Source organism: Shewanella mangrovi (assembly GCF_000753795.1).
GTDB classification, from domain to species: domain Bacteria; phylum Pseudomonadota; class Gammaproteobacteria; order Enterobacterales; family Shewanellaceae; genus Shewanella; species Shewanella mangrovi.
On record NZ_JPEO01000017.1, the window covers coordinates 65,428 to 84,705 of the forward strand.

The 19,278-nt window shown below is 47.0% G+C and carries 17 protein-coding genes and 2 tRNA genes; 3 read left to right on the forward strand and 16 right to left on the reverse strand.

The features are described 5' to 3' along the window. Positions 1 to 4 precede the first annotated feature (4 nt). Positions 5 to 544 carry a hypothetical protein gene (locus HR45_RS15785; RefSeq protein ID WP_037444862.1) on the reverse strand — a complete coding sequence of 180 codons (540 nt, stop codon included), beginning with the start codon at positions 542 to 544 and terminating at the stop codon, positions 5 to 7. A 134-nt stretch (positions 545 to 678) separates the two neighbouring features. Here HR45_RS15785 and HR45_RS15790 point away from each other — a divergent pair, with 134 nt between their 5' ends. After that, a complete protein-coding gene (locus tag HR45_RS15790; protein WP_037444865.1) occupies positions 679 to 885 on the forward strand; it encodes a helix-turn-helix domain-containing protein in 207 nt (68 codons plus the stop codon). 434 nt (positions 886 to 1,319) lie between these two features. Here HR45_RS15790 and HR45_RS15795 read toward each other — a convergent pair whose 3' ends face one another. The 13 genes from HR45_RS15795 to HR45_RS15855 all read right to left on the reverse strand — a co-directional run bounded on the left by HR45_RS15795 (position 1,320) and on the right by HR45_RS15855 (position 14,075). Further along, on the reverse strand, positions 1,320 to 1,730 hold the full coding sequence (locus tag HR45_RS15795; RefSeq protein WP_037444868.1) for a hypothetical protein: 411 nt from the start codon (positions 1,728 to 1,730) through the stop codon (positions 1,320 to 1,322). A 9-nt stretch (positions 1,731 to 1,739) separates the two neighbouring features. Then, on the reverse strand, positions 1,740 to 4,058 hold the full coding sequence (locus HR45_RS15800; RefSeq protein ID WP_037444870.1) for a hypothetical protein: 2,319 nt from the start codon (positions 4,056 to 4,058) through the stop codon (positions 1,740 to 1,742). Continuing rightward, on the reverse strand, positions 4,055 to 5,701 hold the full coding sequence (locus tag HR45_RS15805; RefSeq protein WP_037444873.1) for a hypothetical protein: 1,647 nt from the start codon (positions 5,699 to 5,701) through the stop codon (positions 4,055 to 4,057). The genes HR45_RS15800 and HR45_RS15805 overlap by 4 nt, the downstream gene beginning before the upstream one ends. Next, entirely contained in the window at positions 5,698 to 6,783 is a 1,086-nt protein-coding gene (locus HR45_RS15810) for a site-specific integrase (RefSeq protein ID WP_241461142.1), read from the reverse strand. Before HR45_RS15810 ends, HR45_RS15805 begins: the two co-directional genes overlap by 4 nt. A 349-nt stretch (positions 6,784 to 7,132) precedes the next feature. Further along, positions 7,133 to 7,768 carry an endonuclease III gene (nth, locus tag HR45_RS15815; protein WP_037444877.1) on the reverse strand — a complete coding sequence of 212 codons (636 nt, stop codon included), beginning with the start codon at positions 7,766 to 7,768 and terminating at the stop codon, positions 7,133 to 7,135. Between the two features lie 17 nt (positions 7,769 to 7,785). Next, positions 7,786 to 8,484, reverse strand: a complete 699-nt coding sequence (locus HR45_RS15820) for an electron transport complex subunit E (RefSeq protein ID WP_037444879.1) — start codon at positions 8,482 to 8,484, stop codon at positions 7,786 to 7,788. Next, complete coding sequence (gene rsxG / locus HR45_RS15825; protein ID WP_187327386.1) at positions 8,481 to 9,119, reverse strand: electron transport complex subunit RsxG; 639 nt, start codon at positions 9,117 to 9,119, stop codon at positions 8,481 to 8,483. The genes HR45_RS15820 and rsxG overlap by 4 nt, the downstream gene beginning before the upstream one ends. Before the next feature lie 9 nt (positions 9,120 to 9,128). After that, positions 9,129 to 10,184 carry an electron transport complex subunit RsxD gene (gene rsxD, locus HR45_RS15830; protein ID WP_037444880.1) on the reverse strand — a complete coding sequence of 352 codons (1,056 nt, stop codon included), beginning with the start codon at positions 10,182 to 10,184 and terminating at the stop codon, positions 9,129 to 9,131. Then, positions 10,184 to 12,559: an electron transport complex subunit RsxC gene (rsxC, locus tag HR45_RS15835; RefSeq protein ID WP_037444881.1), complete on the reverse strand. Its 2,376-nt coding sequence runs from the start codon at positions 12,557 to 12,559 to the stop codon at positions 10,184 to 10,186. Before rsxC ends, rsxD begins: the two co-directional genes overlap by 1 nt. A 14-nt stretch (positions 12,560 to 12,573) precedes the next feature. After that, the gene (gene rsxB / locus HR45_RS15840; RefSeq protein ID WP_037444882.1) at positions 12,574 to 13,116 is read right to left on the reverse strand and encodes an electron transport complex subunit RsxB; all 543 of its coding nucleotides are present in this window, start codon (positions 13,114 to 13,116) and stop codon (positions 12,574 to 12,576) included. Between the two features lie 11 nt (positions 13,117 to 13,127). Further along, the gene (gene rsxA, locus HR45_RS15845) at positions 13,128 to 13,706 is read right to left on the reverse strand and encodes an electron transport complex subunit RsxA (RefSeq protein ID WP_037444883.1); all 579 of its coding nucleotides are present in this window, start codon (positions 13,704 to 13,706) and stop codon (positions 13,128 to 13,130) included. A 197-nt stretch (positions 13,707 to 13,903) separates the two neighbouring features. Further along, positions 13,904 to 13,979: transfer RNA gene (locus tag HR45_RS15850), tRNA-Asn, on the reverse strand. Positions 13,980 to 13,999: 20 nt separating this feature from the next. Then, a tRNA-Asn gene (locus tag HR45_RS15855) sits at positions 14,000 to 14,075 on the reverse strand. 834 nt (positions 14,076 to 14,909) lie between these two features. Here HR45_RS15855 and uvrB point away from each other — a divergent pair. After that, positions 14,910 to 16,937, forward strand: a complete 2,028-nt coding sequence (gene uvrB / locus HR45_RS15860; protein ID WP_037444884.1) for an excinuclease ABC subunit UvrB — start codon at positions 14,910 to 14,912, stop codon at positions 16,935 to 16,937. Between the two features lie 48 nt (positions 16,938 to 16,985). Here the strand turns inward: uvrB and rrtA are convergent, their stop codons facing one another. Beyond that, positions 16,986 to 17,570 (reverse strand): rhombosortase, encoded by a 585-nt coding sequence (gene rrtA / locus HR45_RS15865; RefSeq protein ID WP_037444886.1) that lies wholly within the window; start codon positions 17,568 to 17,570, stop codon positions 16,986 to 16,988. Beyond that, positions 17,570 to 18,292 carry a 7-cyano-7-deazaguanine synthase QueC gene (gene queC, locus HR45_RS15870; RefSeq protein ID WP_037444898.1) on the reverse strand — a complete coding sequence of 241 codons (723 nt, stop codon included), beginning with the start codon at positions 18,290 to 18,292 and terminating at the stop codon, positions 17,570 to 17,572. Before queC ends, rrtA begins: the two co-directional genes overlap by 1 nt. Positions 18,293 to 18,423: 131 nt before the next feature. On the opposite strand from queC, the gene queE reads away from it, so the two are divergent. Next, a complete protein-coding gene (queE, locus tag HR45_RS15875; RefSeq protein ID WP_037444900.1) occupies positions 18,424 to 19,092 on the forward strand; it encodes a 7-carboxy-7-deazaguanine synthase QueE in 669 nt (222 codons plus the stop codon). Positions 19,093 to 19,278: the final 186 nt, after the last annotated feature.

The window sequence follows — 19,278 nt, forward strand, 5'->3', positions numbered from 1 at the left end:
GAGATTATTTACGTTGGTGGGAGAGGACAGATTTAATTGCTTTAATTTGCCCAAGTAGTTTTGAGCTGTTTTCTCGGGCTAGTAGGTACAGGGATTCGAGATGCGCCTTCATTTCGGGGAAGGATTGATACAACCGCATATACTCTTCTGACTCACCAATGCTAGTGAGTAGATCAACTTCAGACTCTTTCAAGCGTTCTTCAAGTTGCTTAATCGCATCACTAGCATACGCTGGTGCTGATGTGACCTGGCTTACCGGGGCCGCTGTTGTACTTTGAACTAAAAACTTAGTATCAAAGAATAGCTCAGACTTCTGGTACATAATACTTTTAGAGTTTTTCGTTCCCTTTTTAAGCAGTAAGCCTTTCTTAACCAGTCTATGGATCTGTCTGTAAACATATTTGCGTGCCTCATTGGGCTCTTTGGTCACTGCACACATTGCCAAGTATGAGTCAAGTAGCTGTGTCACACTGAAGTTGTCAAAGTTCTCATCTTGGATAATGGAATTTAGTTGAGCGTTGATCTTGATGGATGGTTTTGACATTAACTTTCTCGCAAAGAAGCTCTGTATCCGCTAACTCACCGGGCTAGGAGAGCTTTATATTAATAATGCGGATTATAATCCGTGGCTTTATAAGCCGCAACTTTGGATAGTCTTTCTCTTTAACGAGAATAAAAATGAAAGACTTAGCTATCCGGTTTGGTGCAAAATTACGAGATAAACGCAATGCGCTTGGGCTCTCTCAAGATAAAATGGCTTTATTAGCCGAGATGGATCGTAGTTATGCGGGACGCATTGAGCGTGGTGAAGTCAACATCACACTCGAAAAGGCCTATCAGCTCGCTGAGGTCTTGGAGTGCGACATCAGGGAGTTATTGCCCTAAAACAATCGCAATTCCTGAAATTCCTCAATGTTATCCTGCAACAGGTAAGGCCTGAGTAAACTAGATAGCTCCTGAGCAGAGGGACTGACTCACGAAGTTTTAAATCAGAATATTTTTTGTTGGACCTTAGTACGCCATGTTTCATGTTTATTAAACAATGCAGCTTGAAAAAATTTTTAGCTAAATCTATGGTGATTGTAGTCGTCTTCATGATGTGGATTCCTTTTTTACCAATGTATTCACCTTTGTTCACTTTTGATTGAATTGGGGAGTCCATGCCATTTGGCTATCGATGACAGCAGAAAACGAAATCAAAATGCTGTTCCGGCTTTAGGAGTATGTTATTGGATGAACATCCGTACTCGAGAAGCGAATGTCCGTAAAATAAGGCAAAGCCGACATTCGTTTTTCGGCACCTGCAATTAAATTTCGTATTACTTAATCTCTCGCAAGGTCTTTTGAAACACATCCATGACACTTGGATTGGTTTTGCCAATGCTGGATAACTTTTTAATGAAAGCATGAAGTTTGCCAATCTCTGAGCTTGCTACCGCTAGCTGTGCTTCGAGTTGGATTACCTTCTCTGCTAATTCCACGTCTTTCTGTAAATAAGAAATCAGTTCCTCATTATCAGACGAAACAGGCTTGCCCCTTAAAATTTGCTTTCTTTGCTTGTATTCGTGCTTGATATTGGCGTACTTGTCGAGTGTTTGTCTCGTGGTGGCAATACCTAAACTGGATTCAATTTTTGTGACTAACAAGTTCCAGGTTAATTTTCCTTCCCAGCTTCGAATGAGGGCTTGTATGGAAATTTGCTGTTCAGTTTCGAGTGATTTAAGTGCCATATTGCCTCCCTAGAGTGAACCTAGAAAGCCTAAGAAATTATTCGTGGCTTCATCTTGGCTTTTAGCGTTTTTTGCCTCAAGAGCGGCTTGAAGGGCTTGCTCGGCATCAGGTAGCGCCAACCTGTGCTCTGCCACTATTTTGGTCTCTAAGTTGGTGATTCTTATGCTGTTTGAGCGAGTGAGTAAACGCACCATACTACCTTTTTCGATGGTGTCATCGGATAGCACTTCAATGAGATGCTTTAGCATGCACGTGTTGCGATAATGGGTTCTGTACCACATCTGCATGCTTTGACTGGTGACAAAGTTGATGGCTTTTTGAACCCTTTCCAAGTTATGCGTCTGTACCTTTAAATCCTTCATAAGCAAGGCAATTGCCTCACTATCATGGGCGATATGGCAAGACGCGGAACACAGCGTACATTGTGTTTCAAACTCCGACATGTAAGTACAAGGTGATAGGGCGAGGTTCTGAGTGCAAAACCCTGTTTCATGAGCAAAAGTCGGCGTTTCATTGTTGATCGCTTCATTGTATTGGTTCATGGTTCTAATACGAAGGCTTACCTTTTCTTTAACGTCACTTTCTATCTCATTAGAGTAGGAGATATCCCCAATCACCGAGGCGTTTTCGGCATCAGTGGTGTGAATATAAGTCAAGGTCTGCTCTGCACTTTTTCGACCTGACAGTAGGGTGATGAGGTGATGAGGCAGCCCTTTTTTCGCAAGGTAATCATTTTGCCAATGGCGAAGTTGGTGCGGCTTGAGCACAAAATCACTGGCAAAGCCGTGTCGCTCAAAAATAGTCAGTCTATTTTTAGTTCGTTTAATTAATTCATTAGCAAAGACCTTACTGAGCGTACCTATCGGAATCAAAAGAAAAGGGTGTGTTACCCTGCCGCCCATTTGCTTTTCTGTATACATAAACAACGCGTGCTCAACATCAACAGACTTTGATTGATGCATATTATAGCCGTTGAGTTGAGCTTGATTTATCTCGATGGTGTGATTTTGAAAGGCTGCCACAGTTAGCGCTTGTAGACCTGCGGTATAATTTTGGTATTGAGATTGATTTGAAAAATTAGATCCTGTCAGCGCCAGAGCGTAAGGGCAGCGATGCTTAAACACCAGTGTGTCGAACGGCTCAAGTTGGGCGATGGGTTTGATGAACTTTGGCTGATGCGATTTACTGGTTTTGTCGATTGCCCCTTCTGTATTAGGTGAGACTCGTACGCATTTGTCACTGCCGTCAAAAAAGCCCAGCAGCAAGCCCAGATGCAACAGTTGAGTGGGTTTGTTCATGGATGGCTTAAGCAGGGCTATGTTCTCATCGCTCGGCTTAAAGTCAGCCAGCACTTCTTTCAGTGGGCGATTCGGCTGTCGATAGAATCGCGCGAGCGCTCTGGCAGGTTCTGTCGCTAGGATGGTGTACTGCAAGGCTCGGTCTAGACTCTCAACCATTTCGGCATTGATGTGATTTTGATTGTCCTTAAAGCCCTTTGAGCCTCGCCAGTTCAGATAATGCACTGTTTTTTCTTGTCCATCGACAACTTGCGAATGGCGCTGTATGCGTTGTGTAGTCAGAAGCACTTGCTCTGCACTGATGCGATTAGGTGACGACATGCCTAGTGCTGCCATGGTGCAAATAAAGCTGTCTCGCTGCGTTTGCGTCGATGCGATAAGCGGTTGCCAAGCATCAATATCATTTTGCTCATCATTTTGATAGGCGGGGATGACATCATGAAAGATAGCGCTGAGTGCCAACAGTGCTTTTTCCGAAGGCAATTTGCTTTTCTCCGCCTTAAGTGCGTCATCACCACTTTTATTTCGAGCTGCTTCAGAGGTGGTATTTATGTAGGGCTGACAGCTTTTGGGCAACATTTTATGATGGTGTAGCCAGTTGATGAAAGCCGTTAGGGGGGCAGAGTTTTTCAGCGAGTCGATGGCGTGTTGAATTTTATCAATTGAGGCAGAGCTGACATTCTCATTCAAGCGGCAAAGGAAGTTTCTTGCAGTCGTGATTTTATCTTTCCTTCTATTTATGGTTATGTTTTCCTTCAATACATCAAGCATATAGGCAAACAATAAATCATGTGTTTCAGGCGCTAATCGATCATCTTCTGTGAAGCGCGTCCCCATCCTTGGAAAGTTTTTATTCAGATTGCAAAAGAGAATATTGATGGTTCTACTGTCACTGTCGGTGAATGTCACCGCCATATCATCCCATGACGCAGGCTCTCCCTGAGCGTTAGTAAAGCCCATTAGTGGCTGAGTTTTCTTTTTGGCCACGTAAGCACACTGGTTATCCATGTAGCGATTTATCGTGATCATATCTGCGCACCTACTTTCAGGATTTTTCGCTCTTCACACAGCGCAATTGTCACTCGGATATAAGTAATGATGGTTTGCAGCCGTTTAAGCGTGGCGGGATGCGCTGATTGACTGTTAATCGCCAGTTTACGCTCAGCTTTATCCAAATACGGCTGATGGTCGGCGGTTTCTAACGGTCGAAAGTTATCACAGGGATAGCACCCCATCGGGGCGGCCCCTTTTGACTGACAACTGGTGCAATTAGCAGGGTTCAGTTTGTGCCCCATTTCCTCGTCAAAAGGACTTTTAACCACAAAATCAGGGTGTTGCTGTAACTCTTTTGAAGAGATGCTATCAAAGCGCTGTATAACACTGTTCCCCGCAAAGGCTTGGTTAATTTTGACCCGTTCCGGTGCTTTTAAATCAAGATAAGATTGGATGGACTGCACGGTGACACCAGTAATGGCAGCAACCTGTGCGGGGCTTAATCCCATCCAAGCCGCCAGGGTTAACTGGGTGTGACGCCAACGATTATTTTTAAAGACTAGGGGCTGATGAGCGATCCGGTCACTTTTAATGTCGAGTTTTTCATTGAAGAGGTAATCAATATTGCTTATAAGACTCCCAGAAGCGAGATGAAACGCCTCGGATGTGTAGCTTACGGAGCGAAAGAGGCTCTCTTTCGTCTCAAATTTTGCTGAATATAAACTTTGGTCAGGAAACAGTGGCAGTCGCTGCATCAGTGCTTTGGTGTCACTCTCAGATAGTGCGATGTTGCACTGGCTTAAGCAGGTACATAAATAGGTTTCATATGCTCGGTAATATTGGAGTAGCAATTCAGACAGGTCAGGGTCTAGGCGATGTGAGCGTGATTCGGCATTGCGTCTAAATCCCCCATCTTTTCCTTTAAAAGTTCGTAGGTGCAATTGCTCTACATCAGAAAAGTGATGCTGTGTCAGAGGTTGCCAATCACGGTTATGCTCCTTGTGCGAGGTAAACGCTTGACCCACTCGCAAGAGGTCACACCATTTTAGTTGAACTAATTGTGTAGGTCTTCTTATGATGGCGACCATCAACTGACAAGCCAGAATAGTTCTGAGGCGGGTAAAAGGCCGTGTGTCGATGAACTCATTATCGAGCGCATGGAGCGTTTCGATTCGCAGTGCTTCTAGTAGGTTATCACGCTCGATTTCACTGTACGCACCTGTTATTTCATCAAGGATGCTTTTTGAGCCATCCTTTGTGCCTAAATTTTCGTTCTTAACGAGGTCATAGAGAGGCGTCAGGATACGGCTACGGTACTCAGGGCTTTTCTGACAAAATGCGTATAGCGCATCTCTTGTACTCTTTTTATAGTCCGTCAGTGTTAGCCACCACGCTTCAAACGTTGCTGGATCTAAATACTGGCAAAGCTTTTTTAATGTGCTGACATAACGATTTAGAGAATTATTAGCATAATGTTTAGCTGCATGAGCGATAGCCAGTCGCAAATCGAGAAAAACGTCACTGTCTAGCGTGTGCATCCAGTCAAGGTAAAGGGTATTCTTGTAACCGAGCACCCATTCATCTGAAAAGAGATCGAACTCATAGCCCTCTGCTTTTGACTGAAAGGTGCTTGTTCCTGCATAACGATTTATTAACTCGTTGAATTCAATACTGTTCATTGGTCACCTTTCAGGTTGGGAACAGATTGGCTTTGGTTCTTGGATGAAATTTCCGCCACCGTCACGGCTAATTGGAACTCATTGTAGACAGAGGCCATTTTTGAATCTTCCACCCAACCCATCGCATATTTACGAAGGTCTTCGATTTTATCTGCTGAAAATCCTTTCTCTCTGGCTTTATCTTCAAAGAGTTCATTCCATTTATGACGAAGTAAATGGGGGTGCAGTGCTATCCCAACAGACTCCCCAAAGGTCTTAATAACTTTGTGAATGGCGTTGTAAGACATTGGCTTTCCGATGGTTTTCCCTTTTTCCGAGATGAAGACAAAATCATGCTCATGAGAATTTGAGGTACTTTGGCGCACGGTTTCAATGTAGAGCTTAATGAGCTTCATCAAGTCACGAGAGATGGAAACCGAGAGTGCTTTTGTTTTGTTCGCGGCGGGAAGATGCCTTGTGTCCGTTGGGTCATTAGGTGTTCGGGTCAGTCGGAATCTAGGGTTACCCCAATCATCCACTAAATCACTCACCTTCAATTTCAATACAGCACCCACGCGAACGCCAGTATCAATCAATATTTGTGCGATAATTTGATTTCGAAGCTTGCTCGACTTGAATGGATTATCTGACGAGCGTACTTGAATAATTTCTAATAAATCAAAAAACTTATCCGCTGAAATCGCGGGTTCAAAGGGATCTTTAACAACCGTGTTGTCTTTTCTAGAGTTAGATATCACCGAGCTTATGTAGAGTTTAAATTTATTAAATTGAGCATCCGTGCTGATTTGTTGCTCAGTGTCAGCTCTATCGTAGTGATGGCACACATATAGGAATTCAATGTAGGCTTTCAGGCGATTGAGGCGTTGATTAAACGTATGTGCTGACACTTCTGGCTGACTGTTGGATGTCGCATGTATCGCATCTCTGATCCTTTTATCCGTCAGGCTGACTAACGTGCTGTCTTTGTTATCGTCTTCTGTGTCCACATAGAATTTACAAGCACGAATGTAGTCATCAATTTCCTCAATCGATAAAAACGAGCCTCTTGCTACACGCTCAACAAGGTCAATACCGTTCTCCATGAAGAAGCAATATAAAAACTTCAACTCATAGGCATATTTCTTTCGGGTGTAGAATGACAGTGACTGTTTTGAGGAACGTGATCTCGTTTTGGAAAGTGGGGAGTTATGATTGTCGTTTAGGTAAGTATTCAGGTACAAGCAGCATGGGAGGAAGCCGTTCCTAACCACGACTGGAAACGAAGCGCCTTTTATATCCTTATATATCCTAACCTGAACATTATCCCTCAAATTATTCATTACATAATTCAATGCCGCTTATACATAAATTAACCATAGTTGGCATTTTGGTTTTGTAAAGGTAAAAAACAGATCCCATAAGGAATCTGTTAAACGAACTAAGTCTGATTCTTTACTTTATTTTTGGTGGGGAGTACTCACAAAGATCTTCAATAATGCAGCTGCCACAGCGTGGCTTACGGGCGATACAGGTATAGCGGCCGTGTAGTATCAGCCAGTGATGCACATCGACTTTGAATTCTGCAGGCACCACTTTAAGTAATCTATTTTCCACTTCTACGACATCTTTGCCAGGCGCAAATTTAGTGCGGTTAGAGACTCGAAAAATATGCGTATCTACGGCAATTGTCGGCCAGCCAAACGCGGTATTGAGTACAACGTTAGCTGTTTTTCGGCCAACACCGGGCAGTGATTCTAATGCCTCGCGGTTTTCCGGTACTTCACCGTTATATTTATCCAGCAGGATCTGCGACAGCGCTACAACGTTAATTGCCTTGTTGTTATAAAGGCCGATAGTCTTGATATATTCCTTTAGCCCTTCAACGCCAAGCGCAACGATGGCAGCTGGGGTGTTAGCCACAGGGAATAGCTTATCAGTGGCTTTATTGACACTGACATCGGTTGCCTGCGCTGACAGGGTGACCGCCACCAATAATTCAAATGGATTGTGATAATTCAATTCCGTTTGCGGATGGGGATTTTCAGCGCGCAGACGCTCCAAAATAATACGGCGTTTATCCTTATTCACTTAGCGTTCCGTTGGTGTTAGTTAACTTTAGTGATACGTGCACGTTCAACCACTGGCGCGGCTTGTGTTTGCTGCTGCTTAGATTCGAGTTTCTTATCTATCACGTTTTTTAATGCGATCAGCAGCCCCATACCGAGGAATGCGCCCGGCGGTAACATAGCAAGCAGAAACGAGGTATCTGTGTGCCACAGCTCGATACGTAAGCCAGCAGCCCATGCGCCCAGTAATTGGTCTGCGCCATCAAACAGGGTGCCTTGTCCTAATATTTCACGCATTGCTCCCAATACCAGCAGCACAAGGGTAAAACCGAGTCCCATCATAAATCCATCAAAGGCGGCTTTGGCGACATTGTTACGTGATGCGAAAGCTTCGGCGCGGCCGATAATCACACAGTTGGTCACAATCAGTGGCAGGAAGATACCGAGCGAGAGATAAAGCCCATAAGCGTATGCGTTAATAGCAAGTTGCACGACCGTCACTAGCGCTGCAATGATCATCACGAAGACGGCGATACGGATCTCTTTCGGCACATAATCGCGGATCAATGATACGAGTACGTTGGAGCCGATGAGTACGGCCATCGTTGCAACCCCCAATCCGATAGCATTGGTCACAGTTGCAGTGACCGCAAGTAGCGGACACAGACCGAGTAATTGCACCAGCCCTGGGTTATTTTTCCATAAGCCTTGCACGGCTATTTCGCGATATTGGCTCATGATTGAGGCTCCTCGCAGTTGCTTTTGCTGGCGTAAATCTGCGCCTGATGCTCAATAAAATAGCGTAAGGTATTACGCAGTGCTTTGGTGTAAGCGCGTGGTGTAATGGTCGCACCAGTAAACTGATCTATCTCACCGCCATCCTTTTTGACAAACCACACCTTAAGATTATTGATATCGAATTGCTTGCCGACAAAACGCTCGACCCAATCTGATTTACGACTATCGACTTTATCGCCGAGTCCCGGTGTTTCTTGTTGCTCTAAGGTTCTGACGCCAAGCACTGTTCCTTTGGTATCTACAGCAACAATCAGATGGATTTTGCCGTTATAACCATCTGGGGCAACCGTCTCAATTGCGGCGGCCTGAGGTTGACCTTGTTTGCGTGCAACATAGACAGGCATCGCGGAGGTGCTGCCTAAGGCATCAGGTGCGGTAATGAGGCTGCAGGATGCCGCCAGATCGTTGTCATGCATTTGATCGGGAATAATCTGGTGCAATATGCTGAGCAGTTGTTGCCGCTGCTGATATTCAATTTGCGGACGGGTAAGCTGATTTACCCCCGCCACTAATGCAGAACAGACGAGGGCAAACACCCCCAGTAGCACGCCATTTTTTAGCATATTATTGTTCACGTTCACCTCTTAAGACGATGCTCGGCCGTGGCCGTATGTGCGAGGTTTGATGTAATAGTCCAGCAACGGAGCGGTTAGATTGGCCAGCAGCACGGCAAAAGCAAAGGCATCGGGATAACCGCCATAGCTGCGGATCAGATACACAAGTAGCCCGATAATGGCTCCAAAGATAACGCGTCCTTTGTTGCTGGTGGCGGCGGTCACCGGATCGGTGGCAATGAAAAATGCACCTAGCATCGTGGCACCACTGAAAAGATGCATCAAGGGGCTGACGTGGGTAGCAGGTTCCCACATCCAACCGATAGCAGCACAGATGCTCAACGCGCCCAATACTCCAGCACTAATATGCCAGCGAATTAACCGCATTTTCAGCATTAATAAGCCACCAAAGAGATAGGCAAGGTTGACCCAAAACCAACCTGCACCGACGACACCGTTAAAGGCCGACTTCTGCAAAATGTCGCTAATCACATGGCCTTGCGATAAGTCAGTGCGTAGGGTGTCTAACGGGGTTGCCATGGTAAAACCGTCGATTCCTTGCTGAAAGGTATCGGCGACCGAAATTTGCGTACCAGCGAGAATGATTCTAAGGCTTTCAAGCAATTGTGGAGAATGCTCGGCAATGCTGATGGGGGCTACCCAAGAAGTCATTTGTACCGGAAAGGCAATCAACAAGACCACATACGCCGCCATCGCCGGATTAAACAGGTTATTACCTAAGCCACCGTAAAGCTGTTTGACAATAATGATGGCAAAAGCTGTACCGATCACCGTCAGCCACCAAGGGGCTAAAGGCGGCACTGCAACACCTATCAGAAGGGCAGTAAGCAAGGCACTGTTATCCGATAGCGCACTCGCGACAGGGCGCGCTCGCAGCTTCATTATCGCGCTTTCACTAATGAGTGCGGTGAGCATCGCCAGTAGCACTTGGAACAAGGTACCCCAACCAAAAAATGCGATCTGCACTGCGAGGCCTGGTAAGGCACACAAGAGTACTCGTTGCATGACAGTGCTGGTACGCAGCGGCTTACTCATATGGGGAGATGAGGCGATATTCAATGCCATTATGACTGGTTCTCCTGGTTGTCTTGCTCAGCCGCTTTCTTCGCTTTGGCTTTTGCAACCGCAGCAGCAATTCTGGCTTTTTTAGCATCGGCAGCGCTGACGCTGCTTGACTCGCTATTATCATCCGCCTGCTTCGACATTGCCTCGGTTTGCTCGGCATCATCGCTGCCGCTTAGTACTGCTTTCTTGGCTTTTGCTTTGGCAATTGCTGCGGCAATTTTGGCTTGCTTTTCGTCAGCCTTTTCCTGCGTGGCAGGTGCTTCTGTCAGCGTCGTTTCACTGGCGGCCTGTTCATCAGTTTGTGCCGCTTTCTTGGCTTTGGCACGAGCTACCGCCGCGGCGACCCGCGCTGCCTTATCATCCGGCGCTGCAACTTGTGCTTTTTGGTCAGTAGACGGCGCCTCTGCAGACTCAACAGATGATTCGGTTGCTGCCGTCTTTTTCGCTTTAGCACGAGCAACTGCCGCGGCGACCCGTGCTGCTTTATCATTTGTGCTGTTTATTTGCTCAACGCCGTCGGTTGCAAGTTTATCCGCAACTTCATTATTTTGAGCCGGTGCAGTTTGTGCCGCTTTCTTCGCCTTGGCTCTGGCAACGGCGGCTGCGATTTGTGCTTGCTTGCTATCTTGCGCTGGCGTATCCAACGTCGATGCTGAGGCCGCTGAAGTGTCGCTTGCTGATGCTTGTGCTTTCTTGGCTTTAGCGCGTGCGATGGCGGCAGCTACCTGTGATTTCTTATCGTCTGTGGCTGTGTCTGTCGCGCTAATGGCTTGTTGTTTCTTGGCCTTCGCACGGGCAACCGCCGCGGCTATAGCATCATTGCTCGGCGCTGTGGTCGCTTGTGCTTGCTTCTTGGCTTGAACACGCGCCAGTGCTGCGGCAACGGCGTCCTTATCGTCGTTGTTCATCGCTGCTTTGCGGCGTTCAGCCGCTTCTTTGGCCTTAGCTTCGCGCTCCTGCTTTTCCTGTTCCAGACGCGCGATACGCGCTTCAAAGCGGATTTTAGCTTGTTCTGCCTGTACCTTTTCAGCGCGATCCTTACGTATTGCCGCCTTGGCGACGCGATAATATTTTACCAACGGGATTTCAGAAGGGCAGACGAAGGCACAACAGCCGCATTCGATACAGTCTTGCAGATTAAACGCGTTGGCTTTGTCGTATTCTTCGGCCTTTGCATGCCAATACAACTGCTGAGGTAACAGCGATGCCGGACAAACTTGGGCACATTCTCCACAACGGATGCAGGCGCGTTCAGCGCTGGCATGGGTAAGCTCGTTGCGTTTTGGAATAAGCAAACAGTTTGTCCCTTTAAGGACGGGTACATTGGCGTCTGGTAAGGCATAGCCCATCATCGGGCCACCCACAATCACTTGTGCTTGCTTATCTTTTCGCAATTTTAATTGCTGCAGAACGTGACTAACCGGCGTACCAATGGGTAGCCAGTAATTACCGTTTTGCTCGATATTACCGCCCGTCACAGTCACCACACGTTCAATTAGCGGTTTACCTTCGACGACGGCATCACGGATGGCGTAGGCCGTGCCTACGTTGTGCACAACAATCCCCAGCTGAGCAGGAATAGATCCGGACGGTACCTCTTTACCGGTGATAATCTGAATAAGCTGTTTTTCACCGCCAGAGGGATATTTGGTTGGGATCACCCGTACTAAGGCTATCGGCTTTAACGCGGCACTTTGTGCAATCGCGCTGGTCATCGCCGCGGCAGCTTCCGCTTTATTATCTTCAATCGCAATAACAATACGGCGGGCACCAATCAACTGTTGAATTATTTCGATGCCAGCGACAATGTTGGCCGCGTGTTCACGCATAAGGCGATCATCGGAGCTGATATAAGGCTCACATTCAACACCGTTAATGATTAATAATTCGATTTTAGCTGCAGGTCTAAGCTTAATATGGCTCGGAAACATGGCGCCGCCCATCCCCGCAATACCAGCTTCGCGAATCCGTGCAATCAATTCTTCCTTTGAGAGTTCCTGAGCCGCGGCACTATGGTACGGCACCGATTCGTCTTTGCCATCGGCTTCGATAATGCAGGTGAGCTCGGGGAGCGCTGATGGATGGTTACTGGCGTGTGGCGTAATCGCGGTAATTAGGCCAGATGTGGGGGCATGAGCTGCAAGATACATAGCCCCGGCTGATTTCGTCAGCGGCTGCCCTTTGAGTACGCGATCTCCCACCTTGACTACGAGTAATGCACTGTCACCGACCTGAGGTAGGGGAATATAAAAGGTTTTCGCCAGCGGTAAACGGGCAATGGTGGTTTGATTTGAAAGGTGCTTCATCTCTGCCGGATGAATGCCACCAGTTAACGGCCAAAGCGTATTTTGTTCGATTATATCAATAAGATTCAATTGACTATCCCCGATTACAACGTTTTTACCGGAATGGCATTTAAGCGCCAGTCCCAGCTACGGGTATTTTGAGCGACTGGGATCATGTCGATGCAGTCTACTGGGCATGGCTCAACACAAAGATCGCAGCCTGTGCAGTTAACCGTTAATACTGTATGCATCAGTTTGCCGGCACCAACAATGGCATCAACAGGGCACGCCTGAATACATTTGGTGCAGCCAATACATTCTTCTTCACGAATAAAGGCAACTTTTTTAGTCTGGTCTTGTGCCTCGGCCGATAAAGGCTCGGGCTCCACCCCCATCAGATCTGCGAGCTTTTCCATCGTCGCAGTGCCACCGGGAGGACAACGGTTAATTTTCTCACCATTGGCGATGGCTTCGGCATAGGGGCGACAACCAGGAAATCCACATTGGCCACATTGAGTTTGCGGTAATAAGGCCTCAAGTTGATCGACAATCGGATTGCCCTCAACGCGGAATTTTTCTGCGGCAAACCCTAAAATCACGCCAAACACTAAAGCGAGCAGTGTCAGTAGTACAACAGCAGTTAACATTTAACGCTCCGTTATTTCACTAAGCCAGTGAAGCCCATAAAGGCGAGTGACATCAGACCGGCAGTGATCATGGCGATGGCGCCACCACGAAATGGCATTGGAACATCGGCGGCGGCAAGACGCTCACGCATCGCAGAAAAGAGGATGAGCACTAACGAAAATCCAACCGCGGCGCCAAAACCATATACAGCGCTTTGTAGCAGGTTGTGCTGTTCATTCACATTCAGCAGCGCTACCCCGAGTACGGCGCAGTTAGTCGTGATCAAAGGTAGATAGATGCCCAGCGCTCGATAGAGCGTGGCACTGGTTTTTTGCACCACCATTTCGGTAAATTGCACCACGACGGCAATCACCAGAATAAAACTCATGGTGCGTAGGTATTCCAGCCCAAATGGCATTAATAAATATTGGTTAACCAGATAACTAAGAATCGAGGCCAGTGTTAGCACAAAGGTCGTGGCCATTGCCATACCTAGGGCGGATTCCAACTTGCCTGATACGCCCATAAAGGGACAAAGGCCGAGAAATTTAACCAATACGAAGTTGTTCACCAGCACAGTGCCGATCAACAGCAGTAAATATTCAGTCATTGCAATGCAATAGGTTCATTTTCATGGGCGCTTATTATCGGCATTTAGGCGACGATAAACAACACATAGAATTCAGGGGTTAGTACTTATGCGCGGTGAATAGCCAGATATAAAAGAATTAGATGGGACAATCACAAGTCAGTGACGAGTCTAAGTGACAATAAAAGGGATTAAGTTAAAGAGGGCGAAGGTAAGAGTGGCTCCCCAGACTGGACTTGAACCAGTGACATACGGATTAACAGTCCGCCGTTCTACCGACTGAACTACTGGGGAACAAATGTTTCAGAATCGCTTGGCTCCCCAGACTGGACTTGAACCAGTGACATACGGATTAACAGTCCGCCGTTCTACCGACTGAACTACTGGGGAATTGCGATGCGTCTCTGAAGACGGAGCGCATAGTAAAACGCTCTTTTAACTGAGTCAACTCGCCTTTTCAAAAAAAGCTGGATTGCAGCGTTAATTGATTATCTTATGTGCATGCACCCTAATTTTGGTTAATTAATAGCGAATAATGCATAAAAAATAACAGCTAAGCGAAGTTTACTTTAAAGATAGTGACTTCGCTCCGCGCATTTGTTTACTGCAAAAAATGTCACTGGATTGAGCTGCGGCAAAATTCGCTATAGGAAATATTAAAATGCGTTTTTTGATTGCACAGAAGCAGGGCAAAACGATCTCTATTTGAATGATCCTAGACTAATTACTTAGAGGTAGATGACTGTCAATGTAATTTAATTTCGGCGTCATCATTCTGTCATCTATGTAACACGAGTTAGGCAATCCCGCATGGCTAGGGGGATTGAGCCACTTATCCACTATTTCTGTGGATAACCTTGTGAGTTAATAAGGTAAATGAGCTGCAAACCCTTGTAGAGACTGCGATGGACTTAAAATGCACAATTTTGGTTAGTGAAAATAAAGTTTAATAAAAACATATAGATAAAAAAGTCAACAGCAATTAAGGTGCAATAATGTTTGAGTGAACAAAATGTAAGGAAATCTCTTTTAAATGCTGTGCATTAAATTGGGGCGCTTTTATCGATTTCCTCAAAAACATCCCCTTTTTTTGCGATCGCGATCTAATCTTTGTTCTGATTTCGCAACAGTCCTATTCAGATTGAGTTGTCGTCAGCGGTAACAATTCTGGTACTCGCTTACAAGCGTGATTACAATGTCGGCAAGGAAGAAGGAGCTGTTATCGTGTCCGACACTGTTTTCACACTAGAATCAAATTATTCCCCGGCAGGTGATCAACCAACCGCCATCAATCAATTGGTGGAAGGGCTTGAGGCTGGTCTCGCCCATCAAACGCTGCTGGGGGTGACGGGATCCGGTAAGACATTCACTATCGCAAACGTGATTGCGACGCTGGGCCGGCCGACCATTATTCTTGCGCCGAATAAAACCTTAGCCGCGCAACTGTATGGCGAGATGAAGGAGTTCTTTCCCCATAACGCGGTGGAATATTTCGTTTCTTACTACGATTATTACCAGCCAGAAGCTTATGTGCCGTCAACCAACACCTTTATTGAAAAAGATGCGTCGGTTAACGCCCACATCGAGCAGATGCGGCTGTCGGCCACCAAAGCCTTGTTAGAACGGCGTGATGTGGTGTTAGTGGCGTCGGTATCGGCGATTTATGGCTTGGGCGATCCTGATTCCTACATGAAGATGCTGTTGCACCTGCGTCAAGGCGACATTATCGGGCAACGTGACATCCTTAAGCGCTTAAGCGAACTGCAATACACGCGCAACGATATTGAATTGGCGCGCGGGACTTTCCGTGTGCGCGGTGAAGTGATTGATATCTTTCCTGCCGAATCCGATCGTGATGCGATTCGGGTTGAATTGTTCGATGATGAGATCGACCGATTATCGCTGTTCGATCCATTAACCGGGCATGTCAGCAAAAAAATTGCGCGGGCCACTGTCTATCCGAAAACTCACTATGTGACGCCGCGGGAAAAAATCTTAGCCGCAGCAGAGCAGATTAAGGAAGAGTTGCGCGAGCGCCGCGAACAACTATTGCAGTTGAACAAGCTGGTGGAAGTACAACGTCTTACCGAGCGGGTGCAATACGATATCGAAATGATGAACGAGCTGGGCTATTGCTCCGGCATTGAAAACTATTCCCGCTATCTGTCGGGGCGCGCGCCAGGCGAGGGCCCGCCGACGCTGCTGGATTATCTACCTGACGATGGTTTGATGATCATCGACGAGTCTCACGTTACTGTGCCGCAAGTAGGGGCCATGTACAAAGGTGACCGTTCGCGTAAAACGACATTGGTTGAGTATGGTTTTCGTTTGCCATCGGCACTCGATAATCGGCCGCTGAAGTTTGAAGAATTTGAGTCGCTGATGCCGCAAACGATATACGTGTCGGCTACACCGGGCAGCTACGAAATTGAACGTAGCGATGGTGAAATTGCTGAGCAGGTAGTGCGACCAACCGGATTGCTCGATCCTGAAGTAGAAGTACGTCCAGTGGCGATTCAGGTTGATGACTTACTCTCTGAGGTTGGCAAACGCGTTGCCGTAAATGAACGGATTCTCGTGACTACGCTGACTAAACGAATGGCGGAAGATCTGACCGAATATCTGGATGAACATGGCGTTAAAGTGCGCTATCTGCACTCAGATGTCGATACCGTTGAGCGGGTTGAGATCATTCGCGACCTGCGTAAAGGCATTTTTGACGTGTTGGTAGGCATCAACTTGTTGCGTGAAGGTTTAGATATGCCAGAAGTGTCTCTGGTATGTATCTTCGATGCAGATAAAGAAGGTTTTCTACGTTCTGAGCGTTCGCTTATTCAGACTATTGGTCGCGCCGCGCGTAATGTTAACGGTAAAGTGATTTTGTATGCCGACAAAATTACCGCATCAATGGAAAAAGCGATGGGCGAAACCGCACGTCGGCGCGAGAAGCAACATCAGTTCAACCTAGAAAACGGCATTGTGCCGCGCGGCGTAGTCAAACGTATCACCGATGTCATGGATGTTGGCGATAGTTCAGAGCGTGAATTACCAAGTAAAGCAGATATCCAGCAGCTACGCCGAGTTGCAGAACCTAAGGCCGCGTATCATGGGAACGTCAGCGACCTTACGAAGGAGATTGCGGCGATGGAAGAGCGTATGTACGAACATGCGCGTAATTTGGAATTTGAAGACGCTGCCCGGATGCGTGATGAAATTGCCAGTCTTAACGAACAGCTAAAAAGGCTGGGCTAACATAGAGGTACAAAAAAGCCGCTGAGAGATAGCGGCTTTTTTTAGCGGTCATGTTTCAGTTGTTTGCCGCGTACGACACCAGCCCCAATATAATCCCCACAGCAGCAGACCACTGAGTAAACCAATCAGATGTGCTTGAGTCGCGACAGGCGCGCCTATCAAGCTGGTTACCTCTGGGTTGCCGCCGGCATATTGTTCCCATGTGACTTTCGCGATGACACCTGCGAGTAACAGATACCCTGAACGTAAATGCTTTTGAATATCGCACAGTGAACCGAATGCGAACAAACCATGCAAAATACCGCTTAAGCCTACATAGCCCCATAAGCTCGGAACGGCGAGGTACAGGCCAGTACCTTCGAATAAACATAAAGCCAACATCAAGCATAGGAAGCCTATGGCGTGATAGTGCATGCGATGAATAAATACCACGACCCACATGCCTGCAAGGTTCATCGCCACATGCCACCAATTGGTGTGCAACACATTACCGCTAATCAGTCGCCACCATTCTCCATGCGCGATATCGCTGCGTTTGAATGCCAGCAATTCGCTCAAGCCGAGTAACTGCAGTGCCGCACTAACGAGGCTGAGCGCGATGACGGCAAACCACAAGGTTTTTTGGGGTTGCATTACGCTGAAGCTAACTTCTGTTGCAACGATTGTTGCACTTGAGACTGATGAGCCACGTACTCTTGTAGCCCCTGATGGCGCAATTTGCATGCCGGGCACTCACCGCAGCCATCCCCCTGAATGCCGTTGTAACAGGTCAGTGTGTGGTGACGCACTAAGTCGAGCTGCCCGTAATGATCGGCTAATGCCCATGTTTCGGCTTTATTGAGCCACATTAAAGGTGTCACCAGTCTTAAATGACGCTCCATCCCAAGTTCAAGGGCTTTATTGAGTGCAACAACAAAGTCATTGCGGCAGTCCGGATAACCTGAAAAATCGGTTTCACAGACACCGGTGATCACCGCTTCTGCACCAATTTGGTAGGCGAAGATGCCCGCTAAGGTCAAGAACAGGATATTCCGCCCAGGAACAAAGGTGTTGGGCAAACCGTTGTCCATCAATTCATTGGACACGGGAATGTTATCGCGGGTGAGGGCGGAGATGGCTAACTCATTTAACAAGCCAACATCGAGCACTTTATGACTGGCGACGCCGAGTTTGCTCGCCAGCGCTTTAGCAACATCAATTTCTGCTTTGTGACGTTGGCCGTAATCGAAAGTGATGGCATGGACTTCATCATATTGTTGTAGCGCTTGCACTAAACACGTTGTTGAGTCTTGGCCGCCGCTAAATACTACAATAGCGATACGTTTTGCTGTCGGAGCATTGTTGTTCAATGTCATCTTTATCGTCGTTGTTACCGAAATTGGCGCTAGTTTAGCGTAAAACGGTGCTAAACCCCATAAGTCGCCACTGATTGCGTTTGGACAGGAAATCTTCTATAAAGTGCGCCGCAATGAAAAGAGGTTAGTGCATGCAATATTCAGTCAACGAAATATTTCAAACCATCCAAGGTGAAGGACTATGGACCGGCGTCCCCGCATTGTTTGTGCGGTTGCAAGGTTGCCCGGTAGGTTGTTCTTGGTGTGACACCAAGCAAACTTGGGAGCTGTTACCGGAGAATCAGGTAGCGAACGGTGTGATTTTTCAAACCGATGGAAGCATTGGACGTTGGTCAGAACTGACCGCTGAGGCCATTATTGCGGGTTTTGTTGCCCAACACTTCACCGCCAAACATGTGGTAATTACTGGCGGCGAACCTTGCATGTATGACTTACGTCCATTGACCTATGCGCTGCATGCGGCAGGTTATACGACTCAAATTGAAACCAGTGGTACCTTTGACGTCCAATGTGCCGAGCAAACTTGGGTGACCGTCTCGCCAAAAGTGGCGATGCAGGGCAAACTGCCTGTGCTGACGTCAGCCTTAGCGCGTGCCAATGAAATTAAACATCCAGTCGCGACTGAACATCATATTGCGCAGTTAGATGAACTGCTGACGCAAATTGATATTCAAGGGAAAACCATCTGTTTGCAGCCAATCAGTCAAAAGCCACGCGCGACCGAATTGGCAATGCGCGTGTGTATTGAGCGTAACTGGCGCTTGTCGGTGCAGACTCATAAATATTTGCAAATAGATTAAGCTTTGACTCAGTGCTACAGCTGGCGGCGTTTACTTGATTGGAGACGTCGCCTTTTTAATGCAAATTCGCAAAGTGTGTGAATTCATAGCAGCGGCACTAACGTTTTCTTGAATAAAGTGAGTAGCACGAAAAAAAGGAATAAGGAAGAAAGAGAGAAAATGGTGGAGGGAGAAGGATTCGAACCT